This is a genomic window from Pectobacterium sp. A5351, assembly GCF_028335745.1.
Lineage (GTDB): Bacteria > Pseudomonadota > Gammaproteobacteria > Enterobacterales > Enterobacteriaceae > Pectobacterium.
Map to the genome: position 1 here is coordinate 2,946,908 of NZ_CP116477.1, position 26,273 is coordinate 2,973,180.

The 26,273-nt window shown below is 52.8% G+C and carries 23 protein-coding genes, 2 tRNA genes and 2 other RNA genes; 11 read left to right on the top strand and 16 right to left on the bottom strand.

Annotated features, from left to right (window positions below; translation table 11 throughout):
- Positions 1–316 precede the first annotated feature (316 nt).
- The 4 genes from modC to O1Q74_RS13665 all read right to left on the bottom strand — a co-directional run bounded on the left by modC (position 317) and on the right by O1Q74_RS13665 (position 3,137).
- Positions 317–1,375 (bottom strand): molybdenum ABC transporter ATP-binding protein ModC, encoded by a 1,059-nt coding sequence (modC, locus tag O1Q74_RS13650; protein ID WP_271873827.1) that lies wholly within the window; start codon positions 1,373–1,375, stop codon positions 317–319.
- A complete protein-coding gene (gene modB / locus O1Q74_RS13655; protein WP_015839546.1) occupies positions 1,375–2,064 on the bottom strand; it encodes a molybdate ABC transporter permease subunit in 690 nt (229 codons plus the stop codon). The genes modC and modB overlap by 1 nt, the downstream gene beginning before the upstream one ends.
- Positions 2,064–2,834: a molybdate ABC transporter substrate-binding protein gene (modA, locus tag O1Q74_RS13660; RefSeq protein ID WP_271873830.1), complete on the bottom strand. Its 771-nt coding sequence runs from the start codon at positions 2,832–2,834 to the stop codon at positions 2,064–2,066. The genes modB and modA overlap by 1 nt, the downstream gene beginning before the upstream one ends.
- Positions 2,835–2,981: 147 nt before the next feature.
- Complete coding sequence (locus O1Q74_RS13665; protein WP_010285329.1) at positions 2,982–3,137, bottom strand: AcrZ family multidrug efflux pump-associated protein; 156 nt, start codon at positions 3,135–3,137, stop codon at positions 2,982–2,984.
- A 196-nt stretch (positions 3,138–3,333) separates the two neighbouring features.
- Here O1Q74_RS13665 and modE point away from each other — a divergent pair, with 196 nt between their 5' ends.
- The 10 genes from modE (at position 3,334) to gpmA (ending at position 15,982) form a co-directional block, all read left to right on the top strand.
- Entirely contained in the window at positions 3,334–4,125 is a 792-nt protein-coding gene (modE, locus tag O1Q74_RS13670) for a molybdenum-dependent transcriptional regulator (RefSeq protein WP_271878928.1), read from the top strand.
- Between the two features lie 49 nt (positions 4,126–4,174).
- Positions 4,175–5,650 (top strand): molybdate ABC transporter ATP-binding protein ModF, encoded by a 1,476-nt coding sequence (modF, locus tag O1Q74_RS13675; protein WP_271873834.1) that lies wholly within the window; start codon positions 4,175–4,177, stop codon positions 5,648–5,650.
- Between the two features lie 198 nt (positions 5,651–5,848).
- Positions 5,849–6,868, top strand: coding sequence for a UDP-glucose 4-epimerase GalE (galE, locus tag O1Q74_RS13680; RefSeq protein ID WP_271873835.1), 1,020 nt, complete (start codon positions 5,849–5,851; stop codon positions 6,866–6,868).
- 126 nt (positions 6,869–6,994) lie between these two features.
- Positions 6,995–8,041 (top strand): galactose-1-epimerase, encoded by a 1,047-nt coding sequence (gene galM / locus O1Q74_RS13685; protein ID WP_271873836.1) that lies wholly within the window; start codon positions 6,995–6,997, stop codon positions 8,039–8,041.
- A 149-nt stretch (positions 8,042–8,190) separates the two neighbouring features.
- On the top strand, positions 8,191–8,643 hold the full coding sequence (locus O1Q74_RS13690; protein WP_271873837.1) for a hypothetical protein: 453 nt from the start codon (positions 8,191–8,193) through the stop codon (positions 8,641–8,643).
- A 199-nt stretch (positions 8,644–8,842) separates the two neighbouring features.
- Positions 8,843–9,196, top strand: a complete 354-nt coding sequence (locus tag O1Q74_RS13695; RefSeq protein ID WP_271873838.1) for a copper-binding protein — start codon at positions 8,843–8,845, stop codon at positions 9,194–9,196.
- Positions 9,197–9,208: 12 nt separating this feature from the next.
- Positions 9,209–10,468 carry a TolC family protein gene (locus O1Q74_RS13700; protein WP_271873839.1) on the top strand — a complete coding sequence of 420 codons (1,260 nt, stop codon included), beginning with the start codon at positions 9,209–9,211 and terminating at the stop codon, positions 10,466–10,468.
- A complete protein-coding gene (locus O1Q74_RS13705; RefSeq protein WP_271873840.1) occupies positions 10,465–11,958 on the top strand; it encodes an efflux RND transporter periplasmic adaptor subunit in 1,494 nt (497 codons plus the stop codon). The genes O1Q74_RS13700 and O1Q74_RS13705 overlap by 4 nt, the downstream gene beginning before the upstream one ends.
- A complete protein-coding gene (locus tag O1Q74_RS13710) occupies positions 11,955–15,092 on the top strand; it encodes an efflux RND transporter permease subunit (protein ID WP_271873841.1) in 3,138 nt (1,045 codons plus the stop codon). The genes O1Q74_RS13705 and O1Q74_RS13710 overlap by 4 nt, the downstream gene beginning before the upstream one ends.
- A 137-nt stretch (positions 15,093–15,229) precedes the next feature.
- The gene (gene gpmA / locus O1Q74_RS13715; protein ID WP_015839535.1) at positions 15,230–15,982 is read left to right on the top strand and encodes a 2,3-diphosphoglycerate-dependent phosphoglycerate mutase; all 753 of its coding nucleotides are present in this window, start codon (positions 15,230–15,232) and stop codon (positions 15,980–15,982) included.
- Positions 15,983–16,103: 121 nt separating this feature from the next.
- Here the strand turns inward: gpmA and aroG are convergent, their stop codons facing one another.
- The gene (aroG, locus tag O1Q74_RS13720; RefSeq protein ID WP_271873843.1) at positions 16,104–17,159 is read right to left on the bottom strand and encodes a 3-deoxy-7-phosphoheptulonate synthase AroG; all 1,056 of its coding nucleotides are present in this window, start codon (positions 17,157–17,159) and stop codon (positions 16,104–16,106) included.
- Between the two features lie 295 nt (positions 17,160–17,454).
- Between aroG and zitB the strand changes: the two genes are divergently transcribed.
- Positions 17,455–18,405, top strand: a complete 951-nt coding sequence (zitB, locus tag O1Q74_RS13725; RefSeq protein ID WP_271873844.1) for a CDF family zinc transporter ZitB — start codon at positions 17,455–17,457, stop codon at positions 18,403–18,405.
- Positions 18,406–18,412: 7 nt separating this feature from the next.
- On the opposite strand, the gene pnuC is transcribed toward zitB, so the two are convergent.
- The 11 genes from pnuC to tolA form a co-directional block, all read right to left on the bottom strand.
- Positions 18,413–19,138 (bottom strand): nicotinamide riboside transporter PnuC, encoded by a 726-nt coding sequence (gene pnuC / locus O1Q74_RS13730; protein ID WP_271873845.1) that lies wholly within the window; start codon positions 19,136–19,138, stop codon positions 18,413–18,415.
- 183 nt (positions 19,139–19,321) lie between these two features.
- Entirely contained in the window at positions 19,322–20,383 is a 1,062-nt protein-coding gene (gene nadA, locus O1Q74_RS13735) for a quinolinate synthase NadA (protein WP_271873846.1), read from the bottom strand.
- Between the two features lie 255 nt (positions 20,384–20,638).
- Positions 20,639–21,355 (bottom strand): DUF554 domain-containing protein, encoded by a 717-nt coding sequence (locus O1Q74_RS13740; RefSeq protein ID WP_271873847.1) that lies wholly within the window; start codon positions 21,353–21,355, stop codon positions 20,639–20,641.
- Between the two features lie 234 nt (positions 21,356–21,589).
- A non-coding RNA gene (locus tag O1Q74_RS13745) (RtT sRNA) lies at positions 21,590–21,725 on the bottom strand.
- 45 nt (positions 21,726–21,770) lie between these two features.
- Positions 21,771–21,846 (bottom strand) — tRNA-Lys (locus tag O1Q74_RS13750).
- A 44-nt stretch (positions 21,847–21,890) separates the two neighbouring features.
- Positions 21,891–22,019: non-coding RNA, RtT sRNA (locus O1Q74_RS13755), on the bottom strand.
- 15 nt (positions 22,020–22,034) lie between these two features.
- A tRNA-Lys gene (locus tag O1Q74_RS13760) sits at positions 22,035–22,110 on the bottom strand.
- A gap of 174 nt (positions 22,111–22,284) precedes the next feature.
- Entirely contained in the window at positions 22,285–23,061 is a 777-nt protein-coding gene (gene cpoB, locus O1Q74_RS13765; RefSeq protein ID WP_271873848.1) for a cell division protein CpoB, read from the bottom strand.
- Between the two features lie 9 nt (positions 23,062–23,070).
- Positions 23,071–23,580 (bottom strand): peptidoglycan-associated lipoprotein Pal, encoded by a 510-nt coding sequence (pal, locus tag O1Q74_RS13770; protein ID WP_010299226.1) that lies wholly within the window; start codon positions 23,578–23,580, stop codon positions 23,071–23,073.
- A 40-nt stretch (positions 23,581–23,620) separates the two neighbouring features.
- Positions 23,621–24,913 (bottom strand): Tol-Pal system beta propeller repeat protein TolB, encoded by a 1,293-nt coding sequence (gene tolB, locus O1Q74_RS13775; protein ID WP_271873855.1) that lies wholly within the window; start codon positions 24,911–24,913, stop codon positions 23,621–23,623.
- Between the two features lie 138 nt (positions 24,914–25,051).
- Positions 25,052–26,227: a cell envelope integrity protein TolA gene (gene tolA / locus O1Q74_RS13780; protein WP_271873857.1), complete on the bottom strand. Its 1,176-nt coding sequence runs from the start codon at positions 26,225–26,227 to the stop codon at positions 25,052–25,054.
- Positions 26,228–26,273: the final 46 nt, after the last annotated feature.

Here is a 26,273-nt window from a genome sequence, read left to right on the forward strand (position 1 = left end):
GACAGCTCAAGCTGGGAAACATGCGGTGACAGTGTTGCCGCAAGTGATTGTCGTCACAACATGTTGATCACCCTGACAATAGGGAAGAAAGCGACGGTTAAAACGTCGTTATTGAGAAGAATGCCGCTCGTGTAAGGCTTGAGATACCAAGGCTACCACGGTGCGAGGCATCCATACGGAAGCCTCGCACCGTAGCATACGGCGATGACGCATCGAACCTGACAGCATGCGTCCATAAACCACAGGCTACTGCCAGAAGGCCACTGCTTTATTATCGCTGACTCACTGCAACAGAGAAAAATCGCATCGATCTCCATTACGCCGTAATGGACACGCTCTTCACCTGCGCATAGAGCGTTTGCCCGGAATGAAGTGCGAGATCGTCCCGTGCCCACGGCGTAATACGGGACCACAGCGTCTGCTGGCCGACCGAAAGTTTCACTTCAACCTGTCCGTCTACATCAAGGTATTCCACCACGCTGGCACACAGCACATTGCGGATACTGCTTTTTTCCGGCGGCTGTAACACCAGAGAAACATCCGCAGCATTCACCCGAATGCGCAATGCGGCATCCTGAGGCAGTTCAACTTTACCGACCCACATCTGCTGGTCACCTAATGCCAGCGCCGTCATCGCGTAATGCGCATGTTGAGCCAACACGCGAACACTCAGAATACTGCTCTGCTCATCTTGCGGTAACCAGGGGCGTAGTGCACTGCTGGCCCACACCTCTTCCAGAACCCCTTGTGCTTTCACTTTGCCTTTATCGAGCACCACAACATGATCGGCTAATCGAACAATCTCTTCCAGACTGTGGCTGACATACAGAATCGGAATCTTGACCTCTTTCGCCAGACGCTCCAGATACGGCAATAGCTCACGCTTTCTGGGCAAATCCAGCGACGCCAGCGGTTCATCCATGAGCAGCAGTTCCGGCGCGGTGAGCAATGCCCGGCCAATCGCGACGCGCTGTTTTTCTCCACCGGACAGCGTCCGCGGATAGCGATTCAGCAACGGTTCAATACCCAGTAAACCGACAATATCATCGAACTGCGATTCCATGGTCTCAGCCATTCCGTAGCGTAAATTGCCACGTACACGATAATGCGGAAACAGGCGGGCGTCCTGAAAGACGTAGCCGATTCGACGCTTTTCCGGAGGAAGAAAAACACGCTGCTGCGTATCCACCAATACATGATCATTGAGCACAATCCGCCCGCTATCTGGACGAGTCAGGCCAACAACGGCATTGATCAACGAGGTTTTACCCGCGCCGGATACACCAAAAATAGCAGTAATCCCGTTCGCGGGCAGTTCAGACTGAACGCGGAGTTCGAGGTTGCCCAGTTGTTGATGAAAATCGAGTTGCAGCATTATCCCCCCAACCGCTTACGGCTCCAGTTTGTTAACCATTCCGATGCCAACAGCGCAGCCAGCGACAAGACAATGGCAATGATACACAGCCTTGCTGCATCAGCCTCCGCGCCGGGCGTTTCAATCAGGGTATACATCGCCAGTGGAATGGTTCGGGTTTCGCCGGGAATATTAGAAACAAACGTAATGGTCGCGCCAAATTCACCAAGCGAACGGGCAAATGCCAATACGGTTCCAACAACGATACCAGGAAAAGAGAGAGGTAATGTGATGGTGAAAAACACACGCCAAGGTGTGGCACCCAGTGTTCGGGCGGCCTGTTCCAGATGCTTATCGACAGCATCCAGTGACAGCCGAATCGCTCGAACCATCAGCGGAAACGCGACAATCGCCGACGCTAATGCAGCACCGCGCCAGCTAAAACTAAAGCTGAAGCCGAACCAGTCATAGAGCCAGGAACCGATTACGCCGCGCCTTCCCATCGCCACCAACAGCAGATAGCCAATGACCACTGGCGGCAACACCAGTGGTAAATGGATAATGCTATCTAACAGCGATTTGCCGGGGAACCGACAGCGCACCAAAATCCACGCCATCAGTATCCCAAACGGCAAGCTGCATGCCACAGCCACAACGGAAACTTTGAGGCTCAGCTCAACCGCCTGCCATTCGTAATCACTCAGCATCATTAACGCGGCGCGAAGCCATAGCGTTTAAATACGGCTGCCGCTTCCGGCGTTTTTAGATAGTCATAAAACCCGGTAACCACTGGGTTTTTATGTTCTTTTACGATCGCTATCGGATATTCGACAGGCTTATGGCTCGTGGCAGGGAACGTACCAACAACTTTGACTTTATCGCTGGCAACCGCATCAGAACCGTAAACAATGCCCAGAGGTGCTTCTTCACGTTCCACCAGCGCCATCGCAGCACGCACGTTGTTCGCCCGAGCCATCAGCGGGGAGAGTTCATCCCAGGCTTTCAGATTCTGTAACGCTTCTTTGGCATAGATTCCTGCAGGCACATGATCCGGGTCGCCAACGGCCAGACGTCCGCCTTTCAGCAGGCTTTTCCAGTCGGTTTTATCATCAATGTTGATATCTTTCTGCGCACTGGCCTTCGGCGCAATCACCACCAACTCATTGCCCAGCAGCGTGTGACGCGTAGCGGTATCCATCAGGTTTTTATCCTGCGCGTAGTCCATCCACTGTTGGTCAGCAGAAATGAACAGATCGGCAGGCGCACCTTGCTCAATCTGGCGCGCCAGCGTTGAAGATGATGCGTAAGACGCTACAACGGCAACGTTTTTCTCTTTCTGATATTGCGTGGCAATGTCCTGCAACGCATTCGTCAGTGATGCCGCGGCGAACACCGTGACTTTATCTTCTGCCATCGCAGGCAGCGCCATTCCTGCACTGAGGGTCAGTGCGGCAAACCATTTTAACCATTGCTGCTTCATTCTTGTCTCCTGACAATTATCGTTGTGTAAATAATGATATAACGAATCATAAAGCAGTGTCATGCGCTTTAAAGAGGTATATGTAGAGGGGTAGAAAAGAAATGTCCGGCAAAAAAGCCGGACATCAACATAGAAAAGGATAGTGAATCAGTGCTGATTCTTTGCGCGTTGACCGTCGGAATGACCGATGCGGGACAACACGTTAAACACTTCGCCCAGGCAATAAATCGCGCCCATGATAACCACCATCATCACAGGAACCATGGCAACTGCAAACAGCAGGCTCTTCAACAACTCCAACATGCTTACCTCACTTATTGCAACGGTTACCGCTACTTTAGCCAGCCGAGTGTGCTATTTCACTGTAAACCGAGATCGTCATTATTGCCACGTAGTCTACCGCAGTAATAGAAAATAGTGCGTCTATTTGTGCGATTTGCCCCTGATGAAGAAAATAGCGACAATACAGGGAATTAAACTCACCGACGGTGCCCTCACTATGCAGGCTGAAATTCTTCTCACCCTGAAACTCCAACAGCGTTTATTCGCCGACCCACGGCGTATTGAGCTGCTCAAGCAAATTCGTCATACCGGTTCAATCAGTCAGGGAGCCAAACTGGCGGGAATTAGCTATAAAAGCGCATGGGATGCCATCAATGAGATGAACCAGCTGGCCGAGCAGACCATCGTTGAACGTATGACCGGTGGCAAAGGCGGCGGTGGCGCTCAACTTACCCGCTACGGCGAACGCCTTCTCCAACTGTACGATTTGCTCGCCCAGATTCAGCAGAAAGCCTTTGATGTCTTACAGGAAGACGGGTTGCCGTTAGATAGCCTGCTGGCAGCCATCGCGCGTTTCTCGCTGCAAACCAGCGCACGTAACCAGTTTTTTGGAACCGTGCTCGCACGCGGTGAAGAACAGGTGCAACAACATCTGGATATTTTACTCGCCGATGGTAAAACAACGATCAGCGCACTGATTACGCAGCAAAGCGCCGAGCGTCTGCAATTACAGAAAGGAAAAGAAGTGCTGGCGCTGATTAAAGCCCCGTGGATCGATGTGTACGCCGCCACGTCCGCTGCGCCCGCCGTTGATAACATCTTGCCTGGGCGAATTCAGACCATTCAGCACGGTGTAGAAAACAGCGAAGTTCTGATTACGCTGACAGGGGGAGAGACCCTGTGCGCAATGGTACCGAACGCCCTGCTTGAGCAACAAAAGCTGCAACAGGGAACGGACGTGAAGGCCTGTTTCAATGCTGACCGGGTCATCATCGCCACGCTTTGTTAACATCTACCTTGCTTAACATTGTTTATCGCCGACTGACGAAGGATAAAAAATGCCATTGTTGAAAATCACGCAGGGATTGTTTCGTCTCAACGATACCCGCATGCTGCGTCTGGACGAACTGATGCTCGACGAAAACCAATGCTGGGCTTTTGTCGGGGCCAATGGGAGCGGCAAGTCGGCACTGGCGCGTGCATTATCCGGCGAATTGCCGCTATTACAGGGTGAACGAACAACGGAATTCCAACGCCCTGTTCGTCTGTCGTTTGAACAATTACAAAAACTGGTTTCCGACGAGTGGCAGCGTAATAACACCGATCTACTGAGCGAAGGTGAAGATGACACTGGCCGCACGACGGCAGAAGTGATTCAGGATAGCGTCAACGATCCCGCACGTTGCCAACAGTTGGCGTACCAGTTTGGTATTGCACATTTGCTGGAGCGTCGTTTCAAATACCTCTCAACGGGGGAAACACGTAAGGCGATGCTGTGTCAGGCACTGATGCCCGAGCCAGATTTGCTGATTCTCGATGAACCTTTTGATGGGCTGGACGTTGCCTCTCGTCAACAGCTTACCGACGAGCTGCGGACACTGGCAGGCACTGGCTATACGCTGGTGCTCATTCTGAACCGCTTCGATGATATCCCTGACTTTATCAACCATGTTGGTGTGTTAGCAGACTGTACGCTGACCCGCGTCGGCGAGCGTGAAACGATCCTCTCTGAAGCGCTGGTGGCTCAGCTCGCTTTTAGCGAAAAACTGTCGGGGAGCTCGCTGCCAGAGCCTGAAGATCCGCAGCGCTACATGACACTTCCCGCTGACGAGGCACGTATTCAGTTGCGTAATGGCGTGGTGCAGTACAACGATCGCCCCATTCTGCATGCGCTGACATGGAAAGTGCTGCCCGGACAGCATTGGCAGATTGTTGGTCCCAATGGCGCAGGAAAATCGACGCTGTTGAGTCTGATTACCGGCGATCATCCGCAAGGCTATAGCAACGATCTCACGCTGTTTGGCCGCAAACGCGGCAGCGGGGAAACCATTTGGGATATCAAGCGCCACATCGGCTACGTCAGCAGCAGTTTTCATCTGGATTACCGCGTCAGCACCAGCGTTCGCAACGTTATCCTGTCAGGATTCTTTGATTCTATTGGGATTTATCAGGCTGTCTCTGACCGTCAGCGCCACCTGACCGAACAGTGGCTCACCCTGCTTGGGCTTAATGGCGCGATCGCCGATACCCCATTTCAGTCGCTCTCCTGGGGGCAGCAGCGTCTGACGCTGATTGCACGCGCGTTAGTCAAGCACCCCGCCCTGCTCATTCTGGACGAACCCCTACAGGGGCTTGACCCACTCAATCGCCAACTGGTGCGCCGCTGGTTGGATATCCTGATTGGCGAGGGCGAAACGCAGCTCCTCTTTGTCTCTCACCATGCTGAAGATGCGCCAGAGTGCATCACACACCGGCTCACTTTTGTGCCGCACAACGACATCTATCGCTACCAAATTGATGGACTATGTAAATAACGCTTAAAAACAGGAATGATAACGCTACCACAAAATAAAATGTAGTGAAGGAAACCAGGCTAATTTACACTGTAGCCTACGCTTCATTAAGTTTATTCGTACAAAAATCATCGATAACAAAGGCGGATTCTCGCTGTAGATCACCTTTTTCAGCATCCAGCCATGTTATTTTGTAGTATTGCGATAATAGGGGTCATTATGAACGTTCTCGTCACAGGTGGTAGCGGTTACATAGGAAGTCATACTTGCGTACAATTGCTGGCAGCCGGGCATACTCCCGTCATTCTCGATAACTTGTGCAACAGCAAGGCTAGCGTCGTTAAAACCATTACACGTTTAACCGATAAAACGCCCATTTTTTATCAGGGAGATATCCGCGACAGCGCACTGCTGGACGAGATTTTCGCTAAACATTCCATTGATTCCGTCATCCACTTCGCCGGCTTGAAAGCCGTGGGGGAATCCGTGCGTGAACCGCTGAGTTACTATGACAATAACGTCTACGGTACGCTGGTGCTGGTTGAGGCCATGAAGAAAGCAGGCGTGAAAAACCTGATTTTTAGTTCCTCTGCTACCGTCTATGGCGATCAACCGCGTACACCATATCAAGAAAGTTTCCCGACCGGGCAGCCTGCCAGTCCTTATGGCCGCAGCAAGCTGATGGTGGAGCAAATCCTGCAAGATTTACAGCATGCAGAACCGGAGTGGAGTATTACGCTGTTGCGTTATTTCAACCCGGTTGGCGCACATCCATCAGGTGAAATGGGCGAAGATCCGCAGGGTGTGCCCAATAATCTGATGCCTTACATTGCTCAAGTTGCAGTCGGGCGTCGCGACTCGCTGGCGATCTTCGGCAATGACTACCCTACCGTTGATGGCACAGGCGTACGAGATTACATCCATGTCGTCGATTTGGCTGATGGTCATATCGCCGCCATGAACACCCTGCAAAATCGTGCTGGCGTGCACATTTACAATCTGGGCGCGGGTGTAGGCTACAGTGTATTGCAGGTCGTTGAAGCCTTTAGCCAGGCTTGTGGTAAGCCATTGTCTTACCATTTTGCCCCGCGTCGTCAGGGCGATCTGCCTGCTTATTGGGCAGATGCCGAACGTGCAGCAAACGATCTGAACTGGCGAGTCACGCGCTCATTGCAAGAAATGGCGCAGGACACCTGGCGCTGGCAATCCAGTCACCCTAACGGGTACGAAGAAGCGTAACGACGTTTTTTCACGTCGAGTGACAGAGTAGGGGAAGCACAGCAGAGCTGATTTCTGCTGCTTTCCTCTATACTGCATGTATCGGCCAGTCCCTTCTATCTTGTCGAGCCTCTACAGGAGCAAGTCATGTTGAATGAAAGTCTCAATTCGCTGGCGCCAGATGGCCAGCCGTTTCAATTAACAACCTTGCAGAATCAGGCAGGCATGCGCGTGTGCCTGATGGACTGGGGGGCAACCTGGCTTTCCTGTGAACTCCCACTGCCAGAAGGTGAAGTGCGAGAGGTTTTATTGGGCTGCGCATCACCCGAGCAGTATCCACAACAAAGGGCTTACCTCGGTGCGTCGATTGGCCGCTATGCCAACCGCATAGCCAAAGCAACGTTCAGTCGAGAGGCCGAAACCTTTCATCTGGTTCCGAATCAGAACGAACATCAACTGCACGGTGGCCCGGAAGGCTTTCATGCACGCCGCTGGCGAATTGTCAGTCAGGATGCAACCCAGGTTACTTACCAACTGCATTCACCTGATGGCGATCAGGGGTATCCAGGGCACCTCAACGTACAGGTGACCTACGCGCTGACCGAACATAATTCGCTGGAAATTTCGTATCAGGCGACCGTAGAGAAAGCCTGCCCTGTCTGTCTGACTAACCACGCCTATTTCAACCTTGATGGCGATCTGACTGACGTACGTAAACACCAATTACAGCTGTTTGCTGACTATTATTTACCGGTCAATAGCTCGGGGATTCCCAACGCTGACCTGACACCAGTAAACGCGACCGGAATGGATTTCCGCCAGCCAAAAACGCTCGAAGAGGATTTCCTGCGCGACAGCGATCAAATGGCCGTCGGTGGTTACGATCATGCTTACTTACTGCATCGCACCTGCGGTTCCAGCGAGAGTCCGGCAGCCAATTTGTGGTCATCAGATGGCCGCGTGCTGATGAGTGTCTTCACCAGCGCCCCCGCCTTGCAGCTCTACAGCGGCAACTTTCTGGCCGGAACACCTTCGCGAGACGGTGGTCACTATGAAAACTATGCCGGCGTCGCGCTGGAAAGCGAATTCCTGCCGGACAGCCCGAATAACCCAGACTGGCCACAGCCCGACTGCTGGCTCAAGCCGGGAAAAGTCTACCGCTCGGATACCACATACCAGTTTCTCGTACAGTAACCGAACAGCAAAACACGATTAACTCATTGATAACATTGGCAGAGACATCTGCCAATTTACTACACGACTTTACAAAACTATGCCATTCCTCGCTTGCTCCCCTCCAGCCCAGACGCTTACACTCCTATGACATCCAAAAAGGAATTGCCATGTCCACATCATCACGGTCTCCATTACTCATTCATCATCTGCGCCATAAAGGCAGATGGGGATGGCTATTGGCACTGTGCTGGCTTTTCCTAAATGCGCAACTGGCTATCGCAGGTCATCAATGCGATATGGCGCTCAGCCAGACCTCGCCCGCTGTCCAGCATCAGGCACATCTGCAACAAGCTGACGTTCAGCCACTATCGTCTCACGCTCAGCATACGGCTGAAGCGTCTTACACTGCCGACCAGCAAACACCACTGTGCGAAAAGCACTGCATACCGGATAGCGTTAAGCAGGATAACGATTCGCTGGCATTACTCGCACTGCCGGTCAGCGGTGAACTGGTTTTAGCGGATAACCCTGTCCCGCTTAATCAGGCATGCGATGCCTGGCTCTCTCCTCCCGCAGTTGGCCCTCCGGCTGAGATCCGCTTCTGTCGATTCAGAGAATAACCCAAGCGATTGATAACCCCTGCGCCAGCGAGCGCAACACCTTGTTTATCAATTATTTTTACACTCCAAATAATTCGAGTTTCAGGAAGGCGGCAAGAGAAGGCATCCCGATGAGCTTACTCAGGTAAGTGATTCGGGTGACTGAACGCGGCCAACGCACATGCAACTTGAAGTATTACGAGTATATTGGGATTATTTTATGCGTATCACCTATATGGCTCTGCTCAGCAGCCTGATTTTTGCTGTTTCTTCCGTTACTTTTCCCGCGTGGGCAAACGACCACCAGCATCATGCGATGATGCATACCACACCTCCTGCGGCCACTCCCGTTATTTATCAGAGCACCGGGATCGTTAAACAGTGGAACGCCGACAGTGTGACGCTCTCTCACGCCCCCATTGTCGACCTAAAATGGCCAGCTATGACGATGGCCTTCACGCTGCCATCAGAGGGAAAAATAGCGCCGTTACCCATCAACACGTCCGTTTCGTTCAGCTTTATCCAGAACGACAGCGGCTACATTCTGACCGCGATTACACCACAGCAGCCTTAACCGGAGCACATCATGAACTTATCCAAACACGATGCCACGCGCGCGTGTCTGGCGATGTTGCTGTGGCTGCCTGCCGCCGTATTTGCGGCAGACCTGAGTCTTGAACAGGCTTTACAGGCGGCGGAACGTTATTCCGCCGATCTGTCGGCCAATCAACACCAGATTAACGCGCTACAGAACATGGCCGACTCCGCCACACAACTTCCCGATCCCAAATTGAAATTTGGCGTCGAAAATTTGCCATTGGGCGGTAACAACGGTAGCCGACTCACGCGTGAAGGCATGACGATGCAGCGCATCGGCGTCATGCAAACCTACGTCAGCAGCCGTAAACGCGATAGCAAAGCGCAGGCTATTCGGGTCGAAGCCGACGCGCTGCAAAGTAATAGCGAAAGTATCCGCGCGCGCCTGCAGCGGGAAACGGCACAGGCATGGCTGGATCTGGCGCTCTCACAGAGAGCATTGGCCGACGTCGCTGCGCTGGTCAACGAAAGCCAGCGGCAGATCGCGTCACAAAAAGCGAATGTGGCGGCAGGCGGTGAAACCAGTAGCGTACTGGATGCTCGTCTGACGCTGGCAACCATGCAGGACAAGCTGGCCGACGCCGAACGAGATACTCAGATCGCGCACGCCCGACTAGTGCAGCTTACCGGCATGACGGCAATTAACGTGCAAGGCGAACTGCCCCGTTTTGAACGACTGCCAGCATCACCAGAGATGCTGAGCAGCGCCATTCACCAGCACCCGGAAATGCAACAGGCGCAGCGTGAAGCCGAACTGGCTCAGGCTCGCTCCGCACAGTCAGCGGTTGCCGCCATCCCTAATGTCGATGTTGAAGTCTATTACGCAAAACGTGGGGACGATTACGACGACATGGCGGGCATGATGGTGACGGTCGATCTGCCGCTGTTCACATCCAAGCGTCAGGATAAGGACTACGCCGCGGATGTCTCTCGCAGCATGGAAGCGCGCGACAAAGTCTTGCTCACCGAACGAGAACATCAGGCGCAACTCGATACGCTAATAGCTCAATATCAAGCCGCACAGTCACGCTGGCAGCGCCAGAGCAACGAGGTTCTCCCTCTCCAACAGCAGCGCATCAAACTGATTCAGGCTCAGTATCAATCCGGCAGCAGTAATCTTTCCGCCGTACTAGATGCCCGTCGGGCGTTACTCGAAAGCCGGATTGCCGTTCAGGATACCGCTCGGGAGATGGCGCAATATTGGGCTGCCATCCGTTATCTGACACCACAAGGAAGCCCTACGCGATGAGCAAAACAGTCACGAACAAATCATTGATGTTTAGCCTGATGACACTGGCTATTCTCAGTGCAGGTGGCGTGGGCTATCTGGTTGGCAAACAGCAAACGCCGCACTCGCCTTCTACCGCAGAGCCAGAACGTGCCGTTCTCTATTGGTATGACCCGATGGTGCCGGATAAACGTTTCGACAAACCGGGGAAATCCCCGTTTATGGATATGGAATTGGTGCCCCGCTACGCCGATGAAGTACAGGGTGATGGCAGTATCACCGTCAGCGCCCGTCAGCAGCAGAACCTCGGCGTTCGCACTGCCCACGCGGAAATACGTGAACTTGTCGACCGCAGTACGGGTTACGGCACCGTCGCGATCAACGAGCGTGGATTGCACACGCTCGTCGCGCCCAGCGGCGGCATTGTCGAAAAACTCACGGTCAATGCCCTGCAACAGCAGGTGAAGAAAGGCGAGACACTCGCCACGTTGTGGAACCCGACATGGGCGGCGGCGCAGCGTGAATATCTGGCGGTACGACAGTTGGGCGACGACGTTCTGACCCAATCAGCCCGCCAGCGACTAGCACTGCTGTTCATGCCGGAAACGGTTATTCGTCAAGTCGAGCGTAGCGGCAAGCCGCAGGATCGAATCGCCATTACCGCGCCGGAAGACGGCTACGTGAATAAGCTTGAAGTACGGCAAGGCATGCAGTTAAGCCCTGCCCAGCCGTTATTTGAACTTGCCAGCCTGAATCCGGTTTGGGTCGATGTCGATTATCCCGAGACTCAGGCGGCTCAGCTCACTCTCGGCAGCGACATCAGCGCCACCAGCCGTGCCTGGCCGGACAAAACCTTCCACGGCAAAATCAGCGAACTGCTACCCGTGCTGGACAGTACCACACGCACGCTAAAAGCCCGTGTCGTGCTGGATAACCCGCAACAGCAGCTTAAACCCGGCATGTACCTCACCGTGCAGCTTTCTCACGCTCAGGCAGAGCCGCGTCTGGCAATCCCACAGGAAGCACTATTGGTCAGTGGTAGCCAAAACCGGGTCTTGCTAAGCGATGGCAATGGCCATTTCACTCCGCGTAACATCACTGCGGGCGCGTCGCTAGGCGATTGGGTCGAAATTATCGATGGGTTGAAGGCTGGCGACAGCGTGGTCACCTCCGGTCAGTTCCTGATTGATTCCGAAGCCAGCCTGCGCAACGCCCTGCCGCAATTTGCTACTGACACATCGACAGCCTCCGCTGCTCCCGTCGGCTATCAAACTCAGGGTGTGATCAAAGCGATAAATGGCAATCAGGTCACCATTGAACATGAAGCCGTTCCGGCGCTCAACTGGTCACCGATGACGATGGATTTCACGCTGCCATCATCAGGGCTACCTCAGGGCGTGGGAATCGGCAGCACCGTCAGTTTCCAGTTCAGCATGGACGACAGCGGGATACACGTCCTGCATTTTTTACCCGCTGACGATCCGCATGCCGGGCACGGAGGCCATCCATGATTGCCTACATGATTCGCTGGTCGCTCAACAATCGCCTGCTGGTTTTACTGGCGGCGCTGTTCATGGCGGCGTGGGGACTGCTCTCTCTGCAAAAAACGCCGCTGGATGCTCTCCCCGATCTGTCTGACGTGCAGGTCATCATTCGCGTCAGCTATCCGGGGAAAGCGCCGCAGGTGGTGGAAAATCAGGTGACCTATCCGCTCACCACCACCATGCTTTCCGTGCCGGGTGCCAAGACAGTCAGGGGCTTTTCCATGTTCGGCGATGCCTACGTCTACGTGCTGTTTGAGGACGGAACCGATCCTTACTGGGCGCGCTCGCGCGTGCTGGAATATCTCAGTCAGGTACAATCCAGCCTGCCCGCCGAGGCCAAAACCTCGCTTGGCCCGGATGCTACCGGCGTTGGCTGGATCTACGAATACGCGCTGGTCGATCGCAGCGGCAAATACAGTCTGGCCGACCTGCGCGGATTTCAGGATTGGCTGCTGAAATATGAGCTGAAAACGGTTCCTGATGTGGCAGAAGTCGCCAGCGTGGGCGGCATGGTCAAGCAATATCAGATCGTCGTCGATCCGGAACGGATGCGGACGCAGGGCATCACCCACCAGCAGATCGTGAGTGCCGTGCAGGCAGCCAATCAGGAAAATGGCGGTTCGGTGCTGGAACTGGGTGAAGCGGAGTATATGGTACGCACCACTGGCTACCTGAAAACCGTGCAAGACTTTAACCACGTGGTGATTACCACCCGTAACGGCATTCCTGTGCTGTTACAGGATGTGGCTACGCTCAGAGAAGGGCCGGAGATGCGGCGCGGCATCGCCGAACTGAATGGCGAAGGTGAAGTGGCGGGCGGTATTATCGTCCTGCGCTATGGTAAAAATGCGCTGAATACGCTGCATGCTGTCAAAGCACGGTTACAGGAGATACAAAAAAGCCTGCCAGCGGGCGTTGAGATCGTCCCAACCTACGATCGCTCGCAGTTGATAGAACACGCTATCGACACGCTCAGCTTTAAGCTGCTGGAAGAATTTGCCGTTGTCGCCGTCATCTGCGCACTGTTTCTGTTCCACTTCCGCTCGGCGCTGGTAGCGATTATCAGCCTGCCGCTGGGAATTTTAGGGGCATTTATCATCATGCGCTATCAGGGCGTGAACGCGAATATCATGTCGCTGGGCGGAATCGCGATTGCCATCGGCGCCATGGTGGATGCCGCGATTGTGATGATAGAGAACATGCATAAAGTCATTGAGCAGTGGCGGAATGAAAACCCTGGCAAGCAGCCGCAAAACAACGAGTGGTGGCAGTTAGCCGAACGGGCGGCGGTGGAGGTCGGTCCTGCGCTGTTTTGCAGCCTACTGATCATTACACTGTCGTTTGTACCGGTGTTCTCACTGGAGGCGCAAGAAGGCCGCATGTTTTCACCGCTGGCTTTTACCAAAACCTATGCCATGGCCGTTGCCGCCGGATTAGGGATTACGCTGGTTCCGGTATTAATGGGATATTTCGTGCGCGGTAAGATACCGGACGAACAGGCCAATCCGATTAACCGTTGGCTCATTGCCCTGTATCACCCGGTGCTGCAAAAAGTGTTGAGCTATCCGAAGATCACGCTGCTGGTCTCCGGCCTGCTGTTGCTGCTCACGCTCTTTCCGCTCAGCCGTCTGGGAAGCGAATTTATGCCACCGCTGGATGAAGGCGATCTGCTGTATATGCCTTCTACCCTGCCCGGCATCTCCGCGCGTGAAGCGGGTCGCCTGCTGCAACAAACGGATAGGTTGATTAAAACCGTGCCCGAAGTTGAATCGGTTTTCGGTAAGGCCGGTCGGGCCGAAACGGCAACCGACCCCGCTCCGCTTACCATGCTGGAAAGTACGATTCGGCTGAAACCGCGCGACCAATGGCGTGAGGGGATGACCATGGATAAGCTGGTGGCCGAGTTGGATCGCACCGTCAGCCTGCCGGGCATCGCCAACGTGTGGGTGCCACCGATTCGCAACCGGCTGGACATGTTGGCTACCGGTATCAAAAGCCCGGTGGGCATCAAGGTCAACGGCAATAATCTGGCAGATATTGAGCGTACCGCCGAGCAAATCGAGCAGGTGGTAAAACAGGTGCCGGGCGTGACCTCTGCGCTGGCGGAGAGGCTAGCAGGCGGGCGCTATATCGATATTGATATCGACCGCCCACGCGCCGCGCGCTACGGCGTGTCTGTTGAGGAACTGCAATCGATCGTCGCGACGCTCATCGGCGGGCAGAACATCGGCGAAACCATTGAAGGTCGTCAACGTTACCCCATCAATATCCGCTACCCGCGTGAATTACGTGATTCGCTACAAAAATTGCGCGACCTCCCCATCGTGACAACAAACGGCAGCAGAGTGACGCTGGCAGAGCTGGCTGACATTCGCGTCAGCGAAGGGCCGCCCATGCTGAAAAGTGAAAACAGCCGCCTGTCGGACTGGATTTATGTCGACCTACGTGGACGCGACCTAAAATCTGCCGTTGAAGACATGCAGCAGGCCGTTGCCCAACAGGTCACACTGCCGGAAGGCGTTTCCCTGAGCTGGTCCGGTCAGTTTGAGTATCTGGAACGCGCCACGGAAAAAATGAAAGTCGTCGTACCCTTTACGCTGCTGATCATTTTTGTGCTGCTGTATGTCACCTTCAACCGCATCAAAGATGCGCTGCTGATTATGGCAACGCTCCCTTTCGCGCTGATTGGTGGCGTCTGGCTGCTCTATATCCTTGGCTATAATCTTTCTGTAGCCGGTGCCGTAGGCTTTATTGCACTGGCGGGTGTCTCAGCGGAATTTGGCGTCATCATGCTGCTCTACCTCAATCATGCGGTGGAAAAACACCGCGTGGCCGGTCAGGCGCTGTCGCGCCAGCAGTTAATGGATGCTATCCACGAAGGGGCTGTTCTGCGGGTACGGCCAAAAATGATGACTGTCGCAACGATTATGGCAGGCCTGCTGCCCATCATGTGGGGCGGAGGCAGCGGGTCCGAAATCATGCAGCGGATCGCCGCGCCGATGATAGGCGGCATGGTAAGCGCGCCTCTGCTGTCGATGTTGGTGATCCCCGCGGTTTATCTGTTATTGCACAAGGGGGAAATCGGTTTGCTGAAACGGTAAAGCCAGAGCGTGATTTTACGCAAACAACCTGCGGATAAATCACGCTTGCCATCGACTATCGATTGCCGATAACCGTTCTCCGCCCCTATAATGAAATCAGTTATCACAGAAATCTTAGGATAGGAAGGAGTTTAGCTATGGCTGTAACTAAGCTGGTACTGGTAAGACACGGTGAGAGCCAGTGGAACAACGAAAACCGCTTCACAGGCTGGTACGATGTCGATCTATCCGACAAAGGCCGTTCAGAAGCCAAAGCCGCAGGTCAGCTGCTGAAAGACGAAGGTTTTGCCTTTGATTTCGCGTATACCTCCGTGCTGAAACGTGCCATTCACACACTGTGGAACGTACTGGACGAGCTGGATCAAGCCTGGTTGCCAGTGGAAAAATCCTGGAAACTGAATGAGCGCCACTACGGTGCGTTGCAGGGTCTGAATAAAGCCGAAACCGCTGAAAAATACGGTGACGAGCAGGTTAAACAATGGCGCCGTGGTTTCGCAATTACGCCGCCAGAGTTGACGCGTGATGACGAACGTTTCCCGGGCCACGATCCGCGTTACGCTTCTCTGAGCGACAAAGAGCTGCCACTGACTGAAAGCCTGGCGCTGACCATCGAACGTGTTGTGCCTTACTGGAATGAAACCATCCTGCCACGCATCAAGAGCGGCGAGCGCGTCATCATCGCGGCTCACGGTAACTCACTGCGTGCACTGGTGAAATACCTGGACAACATGGGCGAAGACGAAATTCTGGAACTGAATATCCCAACTGGCGTGCCATTGGTATATGAGTTCGACGAGAACTTCAAACCAATCAAACGTTACTACCTGGGCAACGCAGACGAAATCGCTGCAAAAGCGGCCGCAGTAGCGAATCAGGGTAAAGCCAAGTAATTTACCGTTGAATGAGAAAAACCCGGCCTGTGCCGGGTTTTTTATGTCGGTCCGTCGCAAGCGACGCTGAAAAACGTTCCCTGCGTTTTTTATGGCGGGCCAGTCAGCACGCCATTCGACATTACTTGCTACGGCGTTCGCGTACGGCAGACGCTAGCTGACGCAGCAGGGATTCCGTATCTTCCCAGCCAATACACGCATCGGTGACGCTGCGGCCATAAACCAGCGGTTCACCACTTTCAAGACTCTGGTTACCTTCAACCAGATGGCTTTCCACCATCACGCCCATAATCGCTTTGTCGCCCTGAGCGATCTGCCCGCTGACGTCAGTACAGACCTCCATCTGCTTTTTGAACTGCTTGCTGCTGTTCGCATGGCTGAAATCGATCATGACCTGCGATGTCAGACCCGCTTTTTCCAGACCAATTTTTACGTCTTTCACGTGTTCAGCACTGTAGTTCGGCGTTTTTCCGCCGCGCAGAATGATGTGGCAATCGCTGTTACCGCTGGTGTTCACGATAGCCGAATGACCCCATTTGGTCACAGACAGAAAGCAGTGTGGCGCGCTGGCGGCGTTAATCGCGTCAATCGCGACTTTGATGGTGCCATCAGTGCCATTTTTAAAGCCGACGGGGCATGACAGGCCAGAGGCCAGTTCACGGTGTACCTGAGATTCTGTTGTGCGCGCGCCGATCGCCCCCCAGCTCATCAAATCCGCCAGGTATTGCGGGGTGATCATATCAAGGAATTCACCCGCAGCCGGCAAGCCGGTATCGTTAATTTCCAGCAACAGCTGGCGCGCAATGCGCAAGCCGTCATTGATCTGGAAACTGTTGTCCATGTGCGGATCGTTGATTAGCCCTTTCCAGCCAATCGTGGTGCGGGGTTTTTCAAAATAAACCCGCATGACCACTTCCAGATCGTCACTCAGCTCATCACGCAGCGTCAGCAGACGCGCGGCGTACTCTTTTGCTGCTTTTGTGTCATGAATAGAGCAAGGACCAATCACCACCAGCAGGCGGTCGTCATTGCCGTTAAGAATTTTATGGATCGCAGTACGCGCGAACGATACCGTTTCCGCTGCCTTCTCCGTGGCTGGAAACTTTTCTAGCAAAGCAACCGGCGGCAAAAGTTCATTAATATCTTTAATTCTTAAATCATCATTTTGGTAATTCATAAATAAACCCATCGGTTCCGAAACGGTATGTTAACCCCATCCAATACGCGCCATCCCGCCCGTGCAGGTAGCCTGAGAAACGGGATGTTTCATATTGAAGATTGATTATTATATGTCAAGCTGGTGTTATCAGGACGCTGAAATCAACGGGGTTTACGCGATCAAATGCTCTCAGATGCCCTATCCGTCCTATTTTCACCAGAAAATACCGCAACCGACAGTTCGGTGAAACGCAGGATAGGTTTTCTCTGCGAGTTTCAGTAAAGTGGAATAAAACCGCAACTCAGGGTGATCTATGGCACATAACCACAGCCACACGGAATCAGGTAACAGTAAACGCCTGCTGGCCGCATTTATCATTACCGCCACGTTTATGGTGGCAGAAGTCATTGGCGGCCTGCTATCCGGCTCCCTCGCCTTGCTGGCGGATGCAGGTCATATGCTGACAGACGCCGCCGCGCTGTTTGTCGCGCTTATCGCCGTGCGTTTCGCACAGCGTAAGCCCAATGCGCGCCATACCTTCGGCTATTTGCGGCTCACGACCCTCGCTGCGTTTGTAAACGCGCTGACGCTGATACTGATTACCGCGTTCATCTTCTGGGAAGCCATCCAACGCTTCTATGAGCCTCAGCCTGTTGCGGGCGTCCCCATGCTGCTTGTCGCCGTTGCCGGATTGCTGGCAAATATCGTGGCGTTTTGGCTGTTACACCACGGCAGTGAAGAGAAAAACATTAACGTCCGTGCAGCAGCCCTGCACGTGTTGGGCGATCTACTCGGATCCGTCGGCGCGATTGTGGCGGCCATCATCATCCTTTATACCAACTGGACGCCTATCGACCCGATTCTCTCTGTTTTAGTGTCGTGTCTGGTGCTACGCAGCGCCTGGGCGTTATTGAAAGAGAGCATTCACGAGCTGTTGGAAGGCACACCTACCCAACTTAGCATTGAGATTTTGCAGAAAGATCTGACGCTGAATATTCCTGAAGTCAGGAATATTCACCACGTTCATTTATGGCAGATTGGTGAAAAACCGATGATGACACTGCATGCGCAGGTGGTTCCCCCTTACGATCACGATGCGCTGTTAAGACGTATTCAGGAATATTTACTGAAAAACTACCAGATTGGACATGCGACGGTGCAGATGGAATATCAACGCTGTGATGATGACCACTGCGATTTCCACCATCAGGAAAGCCATCATTCGGCAAACCATGAGGCAGAAGGCCACCACCACAAGCATTAAGTTTGGATTATACACTCGGTGAAACCGTGCTAACGCGGTTTTCCTGTGCGCTCTTAATCCATAACCAGGAACCGTTCAGGGCGATCAGCGTCAGGATCGCGTACTCTACCGCCATCGCGTAGACGCCCTGATAAGCAAAAATCACCACGCTTATCACATCAATCACCACCCACAGCAGCCAGTTTTCGACGTATTTACGCGTCATCAGGATCATCGCGACGATCGACAGCACCATCATGGTGGAATCCCAGAATGGGAACGCATCCGGCTGGAGAGTCGGCATATGTACTGCAAGCCCTAAACCCTGCATGCCAGAAACAGCAATACGCGTCAGCACAGCGAATACCGCATCAATATAGAACGTCATCAAGCCAATCGTGACAATACACGCCACCGACCAGCAAATCAGCTTCTGCACTGGCAGCCAGCGGATGCGTAGCTCCACTTCCTGCAAGTCCGTCTTCCGCGTCCAGGCATACCAGCCATAAATATTGGCGGCAAAAAAGAAGATTTGCAGCAACAGGCTGGCGTAAAGCTGAATCTGGAAAAAGATCACAGCAAACAGCGTGACGTTAATCAACCCAAACAGATAGTTGATGGTTTTTTCCTGACTCGCGAACCAAATACACAGCAGGCCAAACAGCGTACCAATCGCCTCAATCCAGGAAAGATCGTATCCCCCTTCCCCCAAAGGAATATGAATTAACATGTTGCTGGTACTAAAAAAATCCATCTCACCACCCTGTCTCAATTATTGTAAGAAATGTCTATGCCCGTCATACTTCAAGCGGCTTGTGTGTTGGCAGACCTTACTCACCCCAGTCACTTACCTGTGTAAGCTCCTGGGAATTCGCTCGGTTGCCGCCTTCACGCAACTCGAATTATTTAAGGCATATCAAGATGCTCTGATTCGCCGTCAGGCATTCCCTTTCACACGCAATTTTAGTGAAGCCGCAAAATCCAGCATGCGATTCAGCGGGATTAATGACCCTTCTCGCAGGGCGGCATCAACATGAATCTCATGGGCATTGCCGCCTTGTTCCAGGCCGTTAGCAATCGCTTCCAGCCCATTCATCGCCATCCACGGGCAGTGCGCGCAGCTACGACAGGTGGCACCTTCACCCGCTGTCGGCGCTTCCAGCAACGTTTTCTCCGGGCAAGCCTGCTGCATCTTGTAGAAAATACCGCGGTCGGTCGCCACAATCAGTTCGCGCTGCGGTAGCGTTTTCGCCGCCTGAATCAGCTGGCTGGTCGACCCAACAGCGTCAGCCATCTCTACCACGCTCTGCGGTGACTCTGGATGGGCCAAAATGGCCGCATCCGGATACAGAATCTTCATGCGCTTCAGCGCCTGCGTTTTAAATTCGTCATGCACAATGCACGCGCCTTGCCAACACAGTACATCTGCACCTGTCTGCTTTTGGACATAGCTTCCCAGATGACGATCCGGTGCCCAGATAATTTTTTCTCCCAGGCTATCCAGATGTTCGATCAACTCTACTGCGATACTGGACGTGACCACCCAATCAGCACGCGCTTTTACCGCCGCAGAGGTATTGGCATAAACGACGACTGTTCGGTCCGGGTGTGCATCGCAAAAACGGCTGAATTCCTCGACGGGACAGCCGAGATCGAGCGAACATTCGGCCTCCAACGTGGGCATCAGAACCGTCTTTTCTGGATTGAGTATCTTGGCGGTTTCCCCCATGAAGCGAACACCCGCCACCAGCAGCGTCGATGCTGAATGGGTGCTACCGAACCGCGCCATTTCCAGCGAATCCGCCACGCAACCGCCGGTTTCCTCTGCCAACGCCTGAATTTCAGGATCGGTATAGTAGTGTGCGACCATGACGGCGTTTCTTTCCCGCAACAGCGTTTTTATCCTGCTACGATAGTGCTGCTTCGCCTCAGCCGATAATGGCTTCGGCTTTGGCGGAAACGGATAAATGGTCTCATTGCTATCAAAAAAGGTGCTCATTATGAATTTCCACGATGACAACTCGGGTTGTAACACCGGATACTGATTCATCATCAGCATCGAAGTTTTCTATCCTAAACAAAATACCGAAAAACATGCCCAAAGTCGCGGTGTTTTTTCCAAAAAACCGGCTATTTTGTTTAATATGCTTAAAATGCCGATGTGAAATGCGTGAGTGGTATGGCTTATAGACAAAGAGGGAAGATGTAGCAGCGACATGCCCTCGATCGTCAGCCGCTAATCAGACGTTGCCCTTCAGGCGAAGAGGCGATGCCAGAACAGAGAGATAGGAATAACCAGCACCAAAGCAGGCAGGAAGTTAACCACCGCAAATGATTTGATCTGCGCGATCCTCAGTCCTACCGCAATCATAATAATGCCACCACAGGCAGAAAAATCCCCCATCGTGATATCGGTCATAAAGGGCATAATCAATTTAGCGGAGAAAAACAACAGCGTCTGGACAATCATCTGCGGTATCGCAATCGACATCACGGCAATGCCAAGCGTGATGGAAAAAATCAGTGCGGTGAAAATATCCAAAGCAGATTTGATGGTCAGCAGTTGATAATCACCGGTGAGTCCTTCCGTCAACGCGCCGACCACACCGGTGCCGCTGGCACAAAACAGAACGATTAACGCGGTAAAGTTCTGGGTGTAGACATCCTGCGGTAAGCGGTGCTCTTGTGCAGGCAGAACGCGGTTTAGCCCTCTCTGAATCATCGTGCCAGCCCACTGTACACCAGACTCCATGCGGAGCAACTCGCCTAACGCAACACCAATCACGATAGCCAGCGCCACCGCAGGCAGTTGCTGGACTTTAACGACCAGCGTGATACCCATTGCAATCGACACCATCGCAAACGCTGGCGGAAGGCCATCCTGCAAACGTTGGGGGATAAAGCGACGCAAAGTAATGCCTAAGCCACTACCAATCAAGATAGCAGCACCATTAATCAACGGACCAGTCATATATCTTCCTAAACAGGGCTACAGGCGCGTCCCTGTGACAGTGACTCCATTCCGCTCGATAGGATGAGAAAACAGTTCCTGACGGGCTATATAGAGCATAGAGAGGGAAAAAAACCTAATATACCGCAAAGTCTTAACGAGTAGGGAATGATGATAGGTTTATCTCACCTACACGACACGTGCGATATATAATTTAAAATGAATTTATTCGCGGAAGGAAATCTACTGCCGAAGTGGTGGGTCGTGCAGGATGACTCGGCCTTCGGCCTCGCCCCTTCGGGGTCAACGCTAACGCGTTGCTGTCTCGCTTCGCTCGGCTCGAACCTGCGACCAATTGATTAAAAGTCAAGATACTTGCTATGTGAATAACGAGAGGAATAGCGATTGTATAATGTTGAATTGAATTGCCAGGAGATGGTGGGTCGTGCAGGATTCGAACCTGCGACCAATTGATTAAAAGTCAACTGCTCTACCGACTGAGCTAACGACCCGCAATGCGGAACTGCTTGATGCTTATTAATACTGTTCTTGAAACTGGTGGGTCGTGCAGGATTACTCGTCCTACGGACTCGCCCTTCGGGCCAACGCCTTCGCGTTGTTCAAAATCGACACTGCCGATTTTGTCGAACCTTTCGGTTCTCATCCTTCACGATTCAAAATCAATTATCACACTTGAAATTGGTGGGTCGTGCAGGATTCGAACCTGCGACCAATTGATTAAAAGTCAACTGCTCTACCGACTGAGCTAACGACCCAATTTCATGCTGCTTTAGCGTTTTGCTGTTTGCCTTGGCAACGGCGGCACATATTACTGATTTAAATTTTCAGCGCAACCTATTTTCTTAAAAAACTGTTTGATTGCTTACTCTTAAGACGTTTAGGCACAAAAACCGCTCATGGTGCGCAATTTTTGTGCCAATTAAGACGGGTTATGACGCAGATAAACGTTTTTGTGCCTGCTTTGCACTTTCTGTATTGGGGTACATTTTTACAACTTGCTGGTAAACGGCCTTAGCTTTATCAGTCTGACCTTTTTCCTGCATGATCACCCCGACCTTCAGCAAGGCCTCGGCACTTTTTGGTGACTTGGGATAATTTTTAACAACGTTGGCGAAATAGTACGCCGCATCGTCCTTTTTCCCCTTGTTGTAATTCAACTGACCAAGCCAATAGTTCGCATTAGGCTGATAGGTTGAATCAGGGTACTTCTTGACGAATGCCTGAAATGCGCTGATAGCCTGATCGTACTGTTTTTTCTCCAGCACGAGCGCGACTGCAGCATTGTAATCCGTATTCGCATCACCCGTACTGACCGGTGCCGCTGTGTTAGCAGCACCGGTATCAGTACCCGCAGCAGCGGCAGGCATGCCATCTGTCGTCGGTGTAGAGGATGATTGCGAACTTAATCCATCAATCTGCTGATAGATCTGCTTCTGCCGTTCAACAACCTGATTCAACTGATACTGACTTTCCTGAATCTGCCCACGAAGGCTGTCAATATCGCGCTGATTATCAGAGAGTTGCTGCTGAAGTTGGGTTAAAAGCTGGCTGTGGGCGTTAGAAATACGCTCCAATTGAGTGACACGGTCTTCGACCGAGCCTGAGCCGACATTACTGATTGGCGCTTGGGCAGTAGCGGCCCAAGGGACCGCTACGCCAACCAGTAACGACAGACCCAACAGGTGACGTCTGAAGTTACTGCTCATGCGATTCTCTTAATATACCAGAACGGCACGACGGTTTTTGGCATAGGCCGCTTCGTCATGACCGAGAACAGCTGGTTTCTCTTTACCGTAAGAAACGATAGAGATCTGATCGGAAGAAACGCCTTTACCCTGCAGGTACATTTGTACCGCATTGGCACGACGCTCACCCAGAGCGATGTTGTATTCTGGCGTACCGCGTTCATCCGCGTGACCTTCGATAGTCACTTTGTAAGACGGGTTGCTACGCAGGAATGCAGCGTGTGCGTCCAGCATCTGAGCGAATTCAGAGCTAACATCGTACTTGTCCAGACCGAAGTAAACGATGTTGTTGCGCTGTAATTCTTGCATCTGCAAACGAGCTTGCTCAGAAGAAGACATGTTGCCGCCGTCCATCATGCCGTTGTTACCAGCACCCATGGAAGATTGGTCATTGTCCGCATTCTTGTTGGAGCTACAAGCGGCCACTGCCAGTACCGGCAGAGCCAACATCAGGCCTTTCAGCACTTTATTGAATTGCATTTCTTATGTCCTTTGACGAGTTTATTGTACATATCTGTACTTATAGATACGGCGACCAGGCAGGGAATTTAACCTGTCCATCAGTAGCCGGAAGACGCGCTTTGAAACGCCCATCTGTCGAAACCAACTGTAGCACTGACCCCAACCCTTGTTTGGAGCTGTAGATCACCATCGTGCCATTCGGTGCGATACTTGGCGTTTCGTCCAGGAACGTGTCCGTTAATACTTGTACGGCACCCGTTACCAGATCCAGTTTGGAAATATGCTGAGCTCCGCCATTAGAGCCAACCGTTACCAAAAATTTCCCGTCGGCGCTCACATCAGCATCCTGGTTCTGGGCACCTTCCCAGGTCAAACGCTGCGGTGTTCCGCCGTTAACATTAACTTTATAAACCTGAGGACGACCCGCCTGATCTGAAGTATAGGCCAAGGTCTGGCTGTCAGGGAACCACGTTGGCTCCGTATTATTGCTACGGCCATCCGTCACCTGGCTGATTTGTCCAGAACCCAGATTCATGACATACAGGTTCAGGCTACCGCTCTTGGAGAGCGCGAATGCCAGTTTACTACCATCTGGAGAGAAAGAAGGCGCACCGTTATGACGTGGGAAAGAAGCAACCTGGCGGATCGCGCCATTTGCCAGCGTCTGGATAACCAGCGCAGAACGACCACTTTCAAACGTGACATAGGCCAGTTTGCTGCCATCTGCGGACCAGGCCGGAGACATCAGCGGCTGTGGCGAACGGTGAACAACAAATTGGTTGTATCCGTCATAATCCGCAACGCGCAGTTCATACGGGAACTGACCGCCGTTGGTCTGAACAACGTAAGCGATACGGGTACGGAATGCGCCTTTGATACCGCTCAGTTTCTCAAACACTTCATCGCTGGCCGTATGTGCAGCATAGCGCAGCCATTGCTTAGTGACTTTGAACTGATTCTGAGCCAGAACGTTACCTGGGTTACCTGAGGTATCGACGAGCTGGTAAGAAACCAGATAGCTGCCATCGGCACTCGGTTGAACCTGACCAACCACAACCGCATCAATACCCAGCGCCGTCCATGCAGCAGGCGTGACCTCAGATGCCGTCGCAGGCTGCTGTGGCATGCGGTTTGCGTCGATCGGGTTGAACTTGCCACTGTTGCGTAAATCAGCACCCACGATGCCGCCTACGTCTTCAGGCGCAGCGCCCGGCCCCGCCCATTTGAACGGAACCACACCGATAGGACGCGCAGAGTCTACCCCTTGGGTAATCTCTATGCGTACTTCCGCGTGCAGCGCCGCTGCCCACAGCATTAAAAAGCTTAATGCAACTTTCAGTACTTGCTTCATCTCATCTCCCTTATCCAGACGCGAAGTCTACGATAAATTAGCAGAATTTTAACAAAAACAAACCAATGTCAACAAAACAACATAACCTGGTTTATTTACCATCGTAATAATCTTAAATCTATTGGGTAAACAGCCCGGTTACTGCGGTTTAAAGTCTATCGGCGCGTTTTTGAAAGCCTCATAAACCTCTGTGCTCGGTGGCTTCGGTATTCTAGCCTGTTTGGCAGCCGCAATAGCCGCCTGACATAATGCCGGATCGCCGCCTTCAGCAGTGACATCAATCAGCAGACCATCTGGCGCCAGCTTAATCCGTAATGTACAGGTACGTCCTTTGTAGAGCTGCCAGTCATAAAACTTGCTTTGAATGGCTGAACGCACCTGGCCGCCATAGCTATCCAGCGCTGCGCCTGATGCACCGCTCTTCTTATTGTTGCCTGCGCCCGCAGGCGCGCCACCGCCGGATTTCGGCGCATTTTTCGATGAAGCCAATCCACCCAGCAAATCATCAACGGCGCTTTCCTGCTTAGCCGCTTCTGCTGCCGCTTTCTTTTTATCATCAGCCGCTTTCTTAGCCGCTGCGGCTGCTTCTGCCTTTTTCGTTGCTTCAGCCTCAGCTTTTTGTTTTGCTGCCTCAGCGGCAGCTTTCTGCTTAGCTTGTTCAGCCTCTGCGGCTGCCTTTGCTGCTTCTGCTTTAGCAGTTTCTGCCGCCTTCTGCTTAGCCGCCTCAGCCGCTTTTTCCTTCGCTTCTTCTTCCGCCTGCTTCTTAGCAGCAGCGGCAGCGGCAGCCTGCTTCTTCGCTTCGTCTTCCGCTTTCTTCTTAGCGTCTGCCGCCGCTTTCGCCTGCTGTTCAGCTTCAGCCTTCGCTTTAGCCGCCGCCGCTTCGGCTTGCTTCTGCTGTTCTTTTGCCTGCTGAGCCGCAGCTTCAGCCTGCTTACGCTGTTCTGCCTGCTCCTGAGCCTGCTTTTTCGCCTCTTCCTGCGCTTGCAGACGTTCTTTTTCCAGCTCTTTCAGCCGCTGCTGTTCAGCGGCTTGCTTCTGCTGAAGCTCTTCGGCCTGCCGTTCAGCCTGCTTTTGACGCTGCTGTTCAGAACGTTTCGCATCAGTTTGCTGCTGCTGTTGGCGGTTATATTGCTCCACCACTGCGCTCGGATCGACCATGACGGCATCAATTGACGAGCCTCCGCCGCCCCCGCTGGCATCCATCGTTTGCGTCGACGAACTCCAGAGCAGCAAAGCAATCAGTATGATGTGCAAAACAGCCGAGATAATAACGGCGCGTTTCAGCTTATCGTTTTGTTCGTTTGCCTTTAGCACAAGCGATTCCCAAAAACAGTGTTGCCAGAAATAGGCTTAACGATCA

Bases quoted from the DNA above. Each gene is read 5' to 3' on its own strand.
- cpoB (WP_271873848.1), bottom strand. From the start codon at position 23,061: ATGAGCAGTAACTTCAGACGTCACCTGTTGGGTCTGTCGTTACTGGTT.
- O1Q74_RS13705 (WP_271873840.1), top strand. From the start codon at position 10,465: ATGAGCAAAACAGTCACGAACAAATCATTGATGTTTAGCCTGATGACA.
- pnuC (WP_271873845.1), bottom strand. From the start codon at position 19,138: ATGGATTTTTTTAGTACCAGCAACATGTTAATTCATATTCCTTTGGGG.
- modC (WP_271873827.1), bottom strand. From the start codon at position 1,375: ATGCTGCAACTCGATTTTCATCAACAACTGGGCAACCTCGAACTCCGC.
- galE (WP_271873835.1), top strand. From the start codon at position 5,849: ATGAACGTTCTCGTCACAGGTGGTAGCGGTTACATAGGAAGTCATACT.
- O1Q74_RS13695 (WP_271873838.1), top strand. From the start codon at position 8,843: ATGCGTATCACCTATATGGCTCTGCTCAGCAGCCTGATTTTTGCTGTT.
- nadA (WP_271873846.1), bottom strand. From the start codon at position 20,383: ATGAGCACCTTTTTTGATAGCAATGAGACCATTTATCCGTTTCCGCCA.
- O1Q74_RS13690 (WP_271873837.1), top strand. From the start codon at position 8,191: ATGTCCACATCATCACGGTCTCCATTACTCATTCATCATCTGCGCCAT.
- modF (WP_271873834.1), top strand. From the start codon at position 4,175: ATGCCATTGTTGAAAATCACGCAGGGATTGTTTCGTCTCAACGATACC.
- pal (WP_010299226.1), bottom strand. From the start codon at position 23,580: ATGCAATTCAATAAAGTGCTGAAAGGCCTGATGTTGGCTCTGCCGGTA.
- zitB (WP_271873844.1), top strand. From the start codon at position 17,455: ATGGCACATAACCACAGCCACACGGAATCAGGTAACAGTAAACGCCTG.
- O1Q74_RS13740 (WP_271873847.1), bottom strand. From the start codon at position 21,355: ATGACTGGTCCGTTGATTAATGGTGCTGCTATCTTGATTGGTAGTGGC.
- modB (WP_015839546.1), bottom strand. From the start codon at position 2,064: ATGATGCTGAGTGATTACGAATGGCAGGCGGTTGAGCTGAGCCTCAAA.
- O1Q74_RS13710 (WP_271873841.1), top strand. From the start codon at position 11,955: ATGATTGCCTACATGATTCGCTGGTCGCTCAACAATCGCCTGCTGGTT.
- aroG (WP_271873843.1), bottom strand. From the start codon at position 17,159: ATGAATTACCAAAATGATGATTTAAGAATTAAAGATATTAATGAACTT.
- galM (WP_271873836.1), top strand. From the start codon at position 6,995: ATGTTGAATGAAAGTCTCAATTCGCTGGCGCCAGATGGCCAGCCGTTT.
- O1Q74_RS13700 (WP_271873839.1), top strand. From the start codon at position 9,209: ATGAACTTATCCAAACACGATGCCACGCGCGCGTGTCTGGCGATGTTG.
- modE (WP_271878928.1), top strand. From the start codon at position 3,334: ATGCAGGCTGAAATTCTTCTCACCCTGAAACTCCAACAGCGTTTATTC.
- modA (WP_271873830.1), bottom strand. From the start codon at position 2,834: ATGAAGCAGCAATGGTTAAAATGGTTTGCCGCACTGACCCTCAGTGCA.
- gpmA (WP_015839535.1), top strand. From the start codon at position 15,230: ATGGCTGTAACTAAGCTGGTACTGGTAAGACACGGTGAGAGCCAGTGG.
- tolB (WP_271873855.1), bottom strand. From the start codon at position 24,913: ATGAAGCAAGTACTGAAAGTTGCATTAAGCTTTTTAATGCTGTGGGCA.
- O1Q74_RS13665 (WP_010285329.1), bottom strand. From the start codon at position 3,137: ATGTTGGAGTTGTTGAAGAGCCTGCTGTTTGCAGTTGCCATGGTTCCT.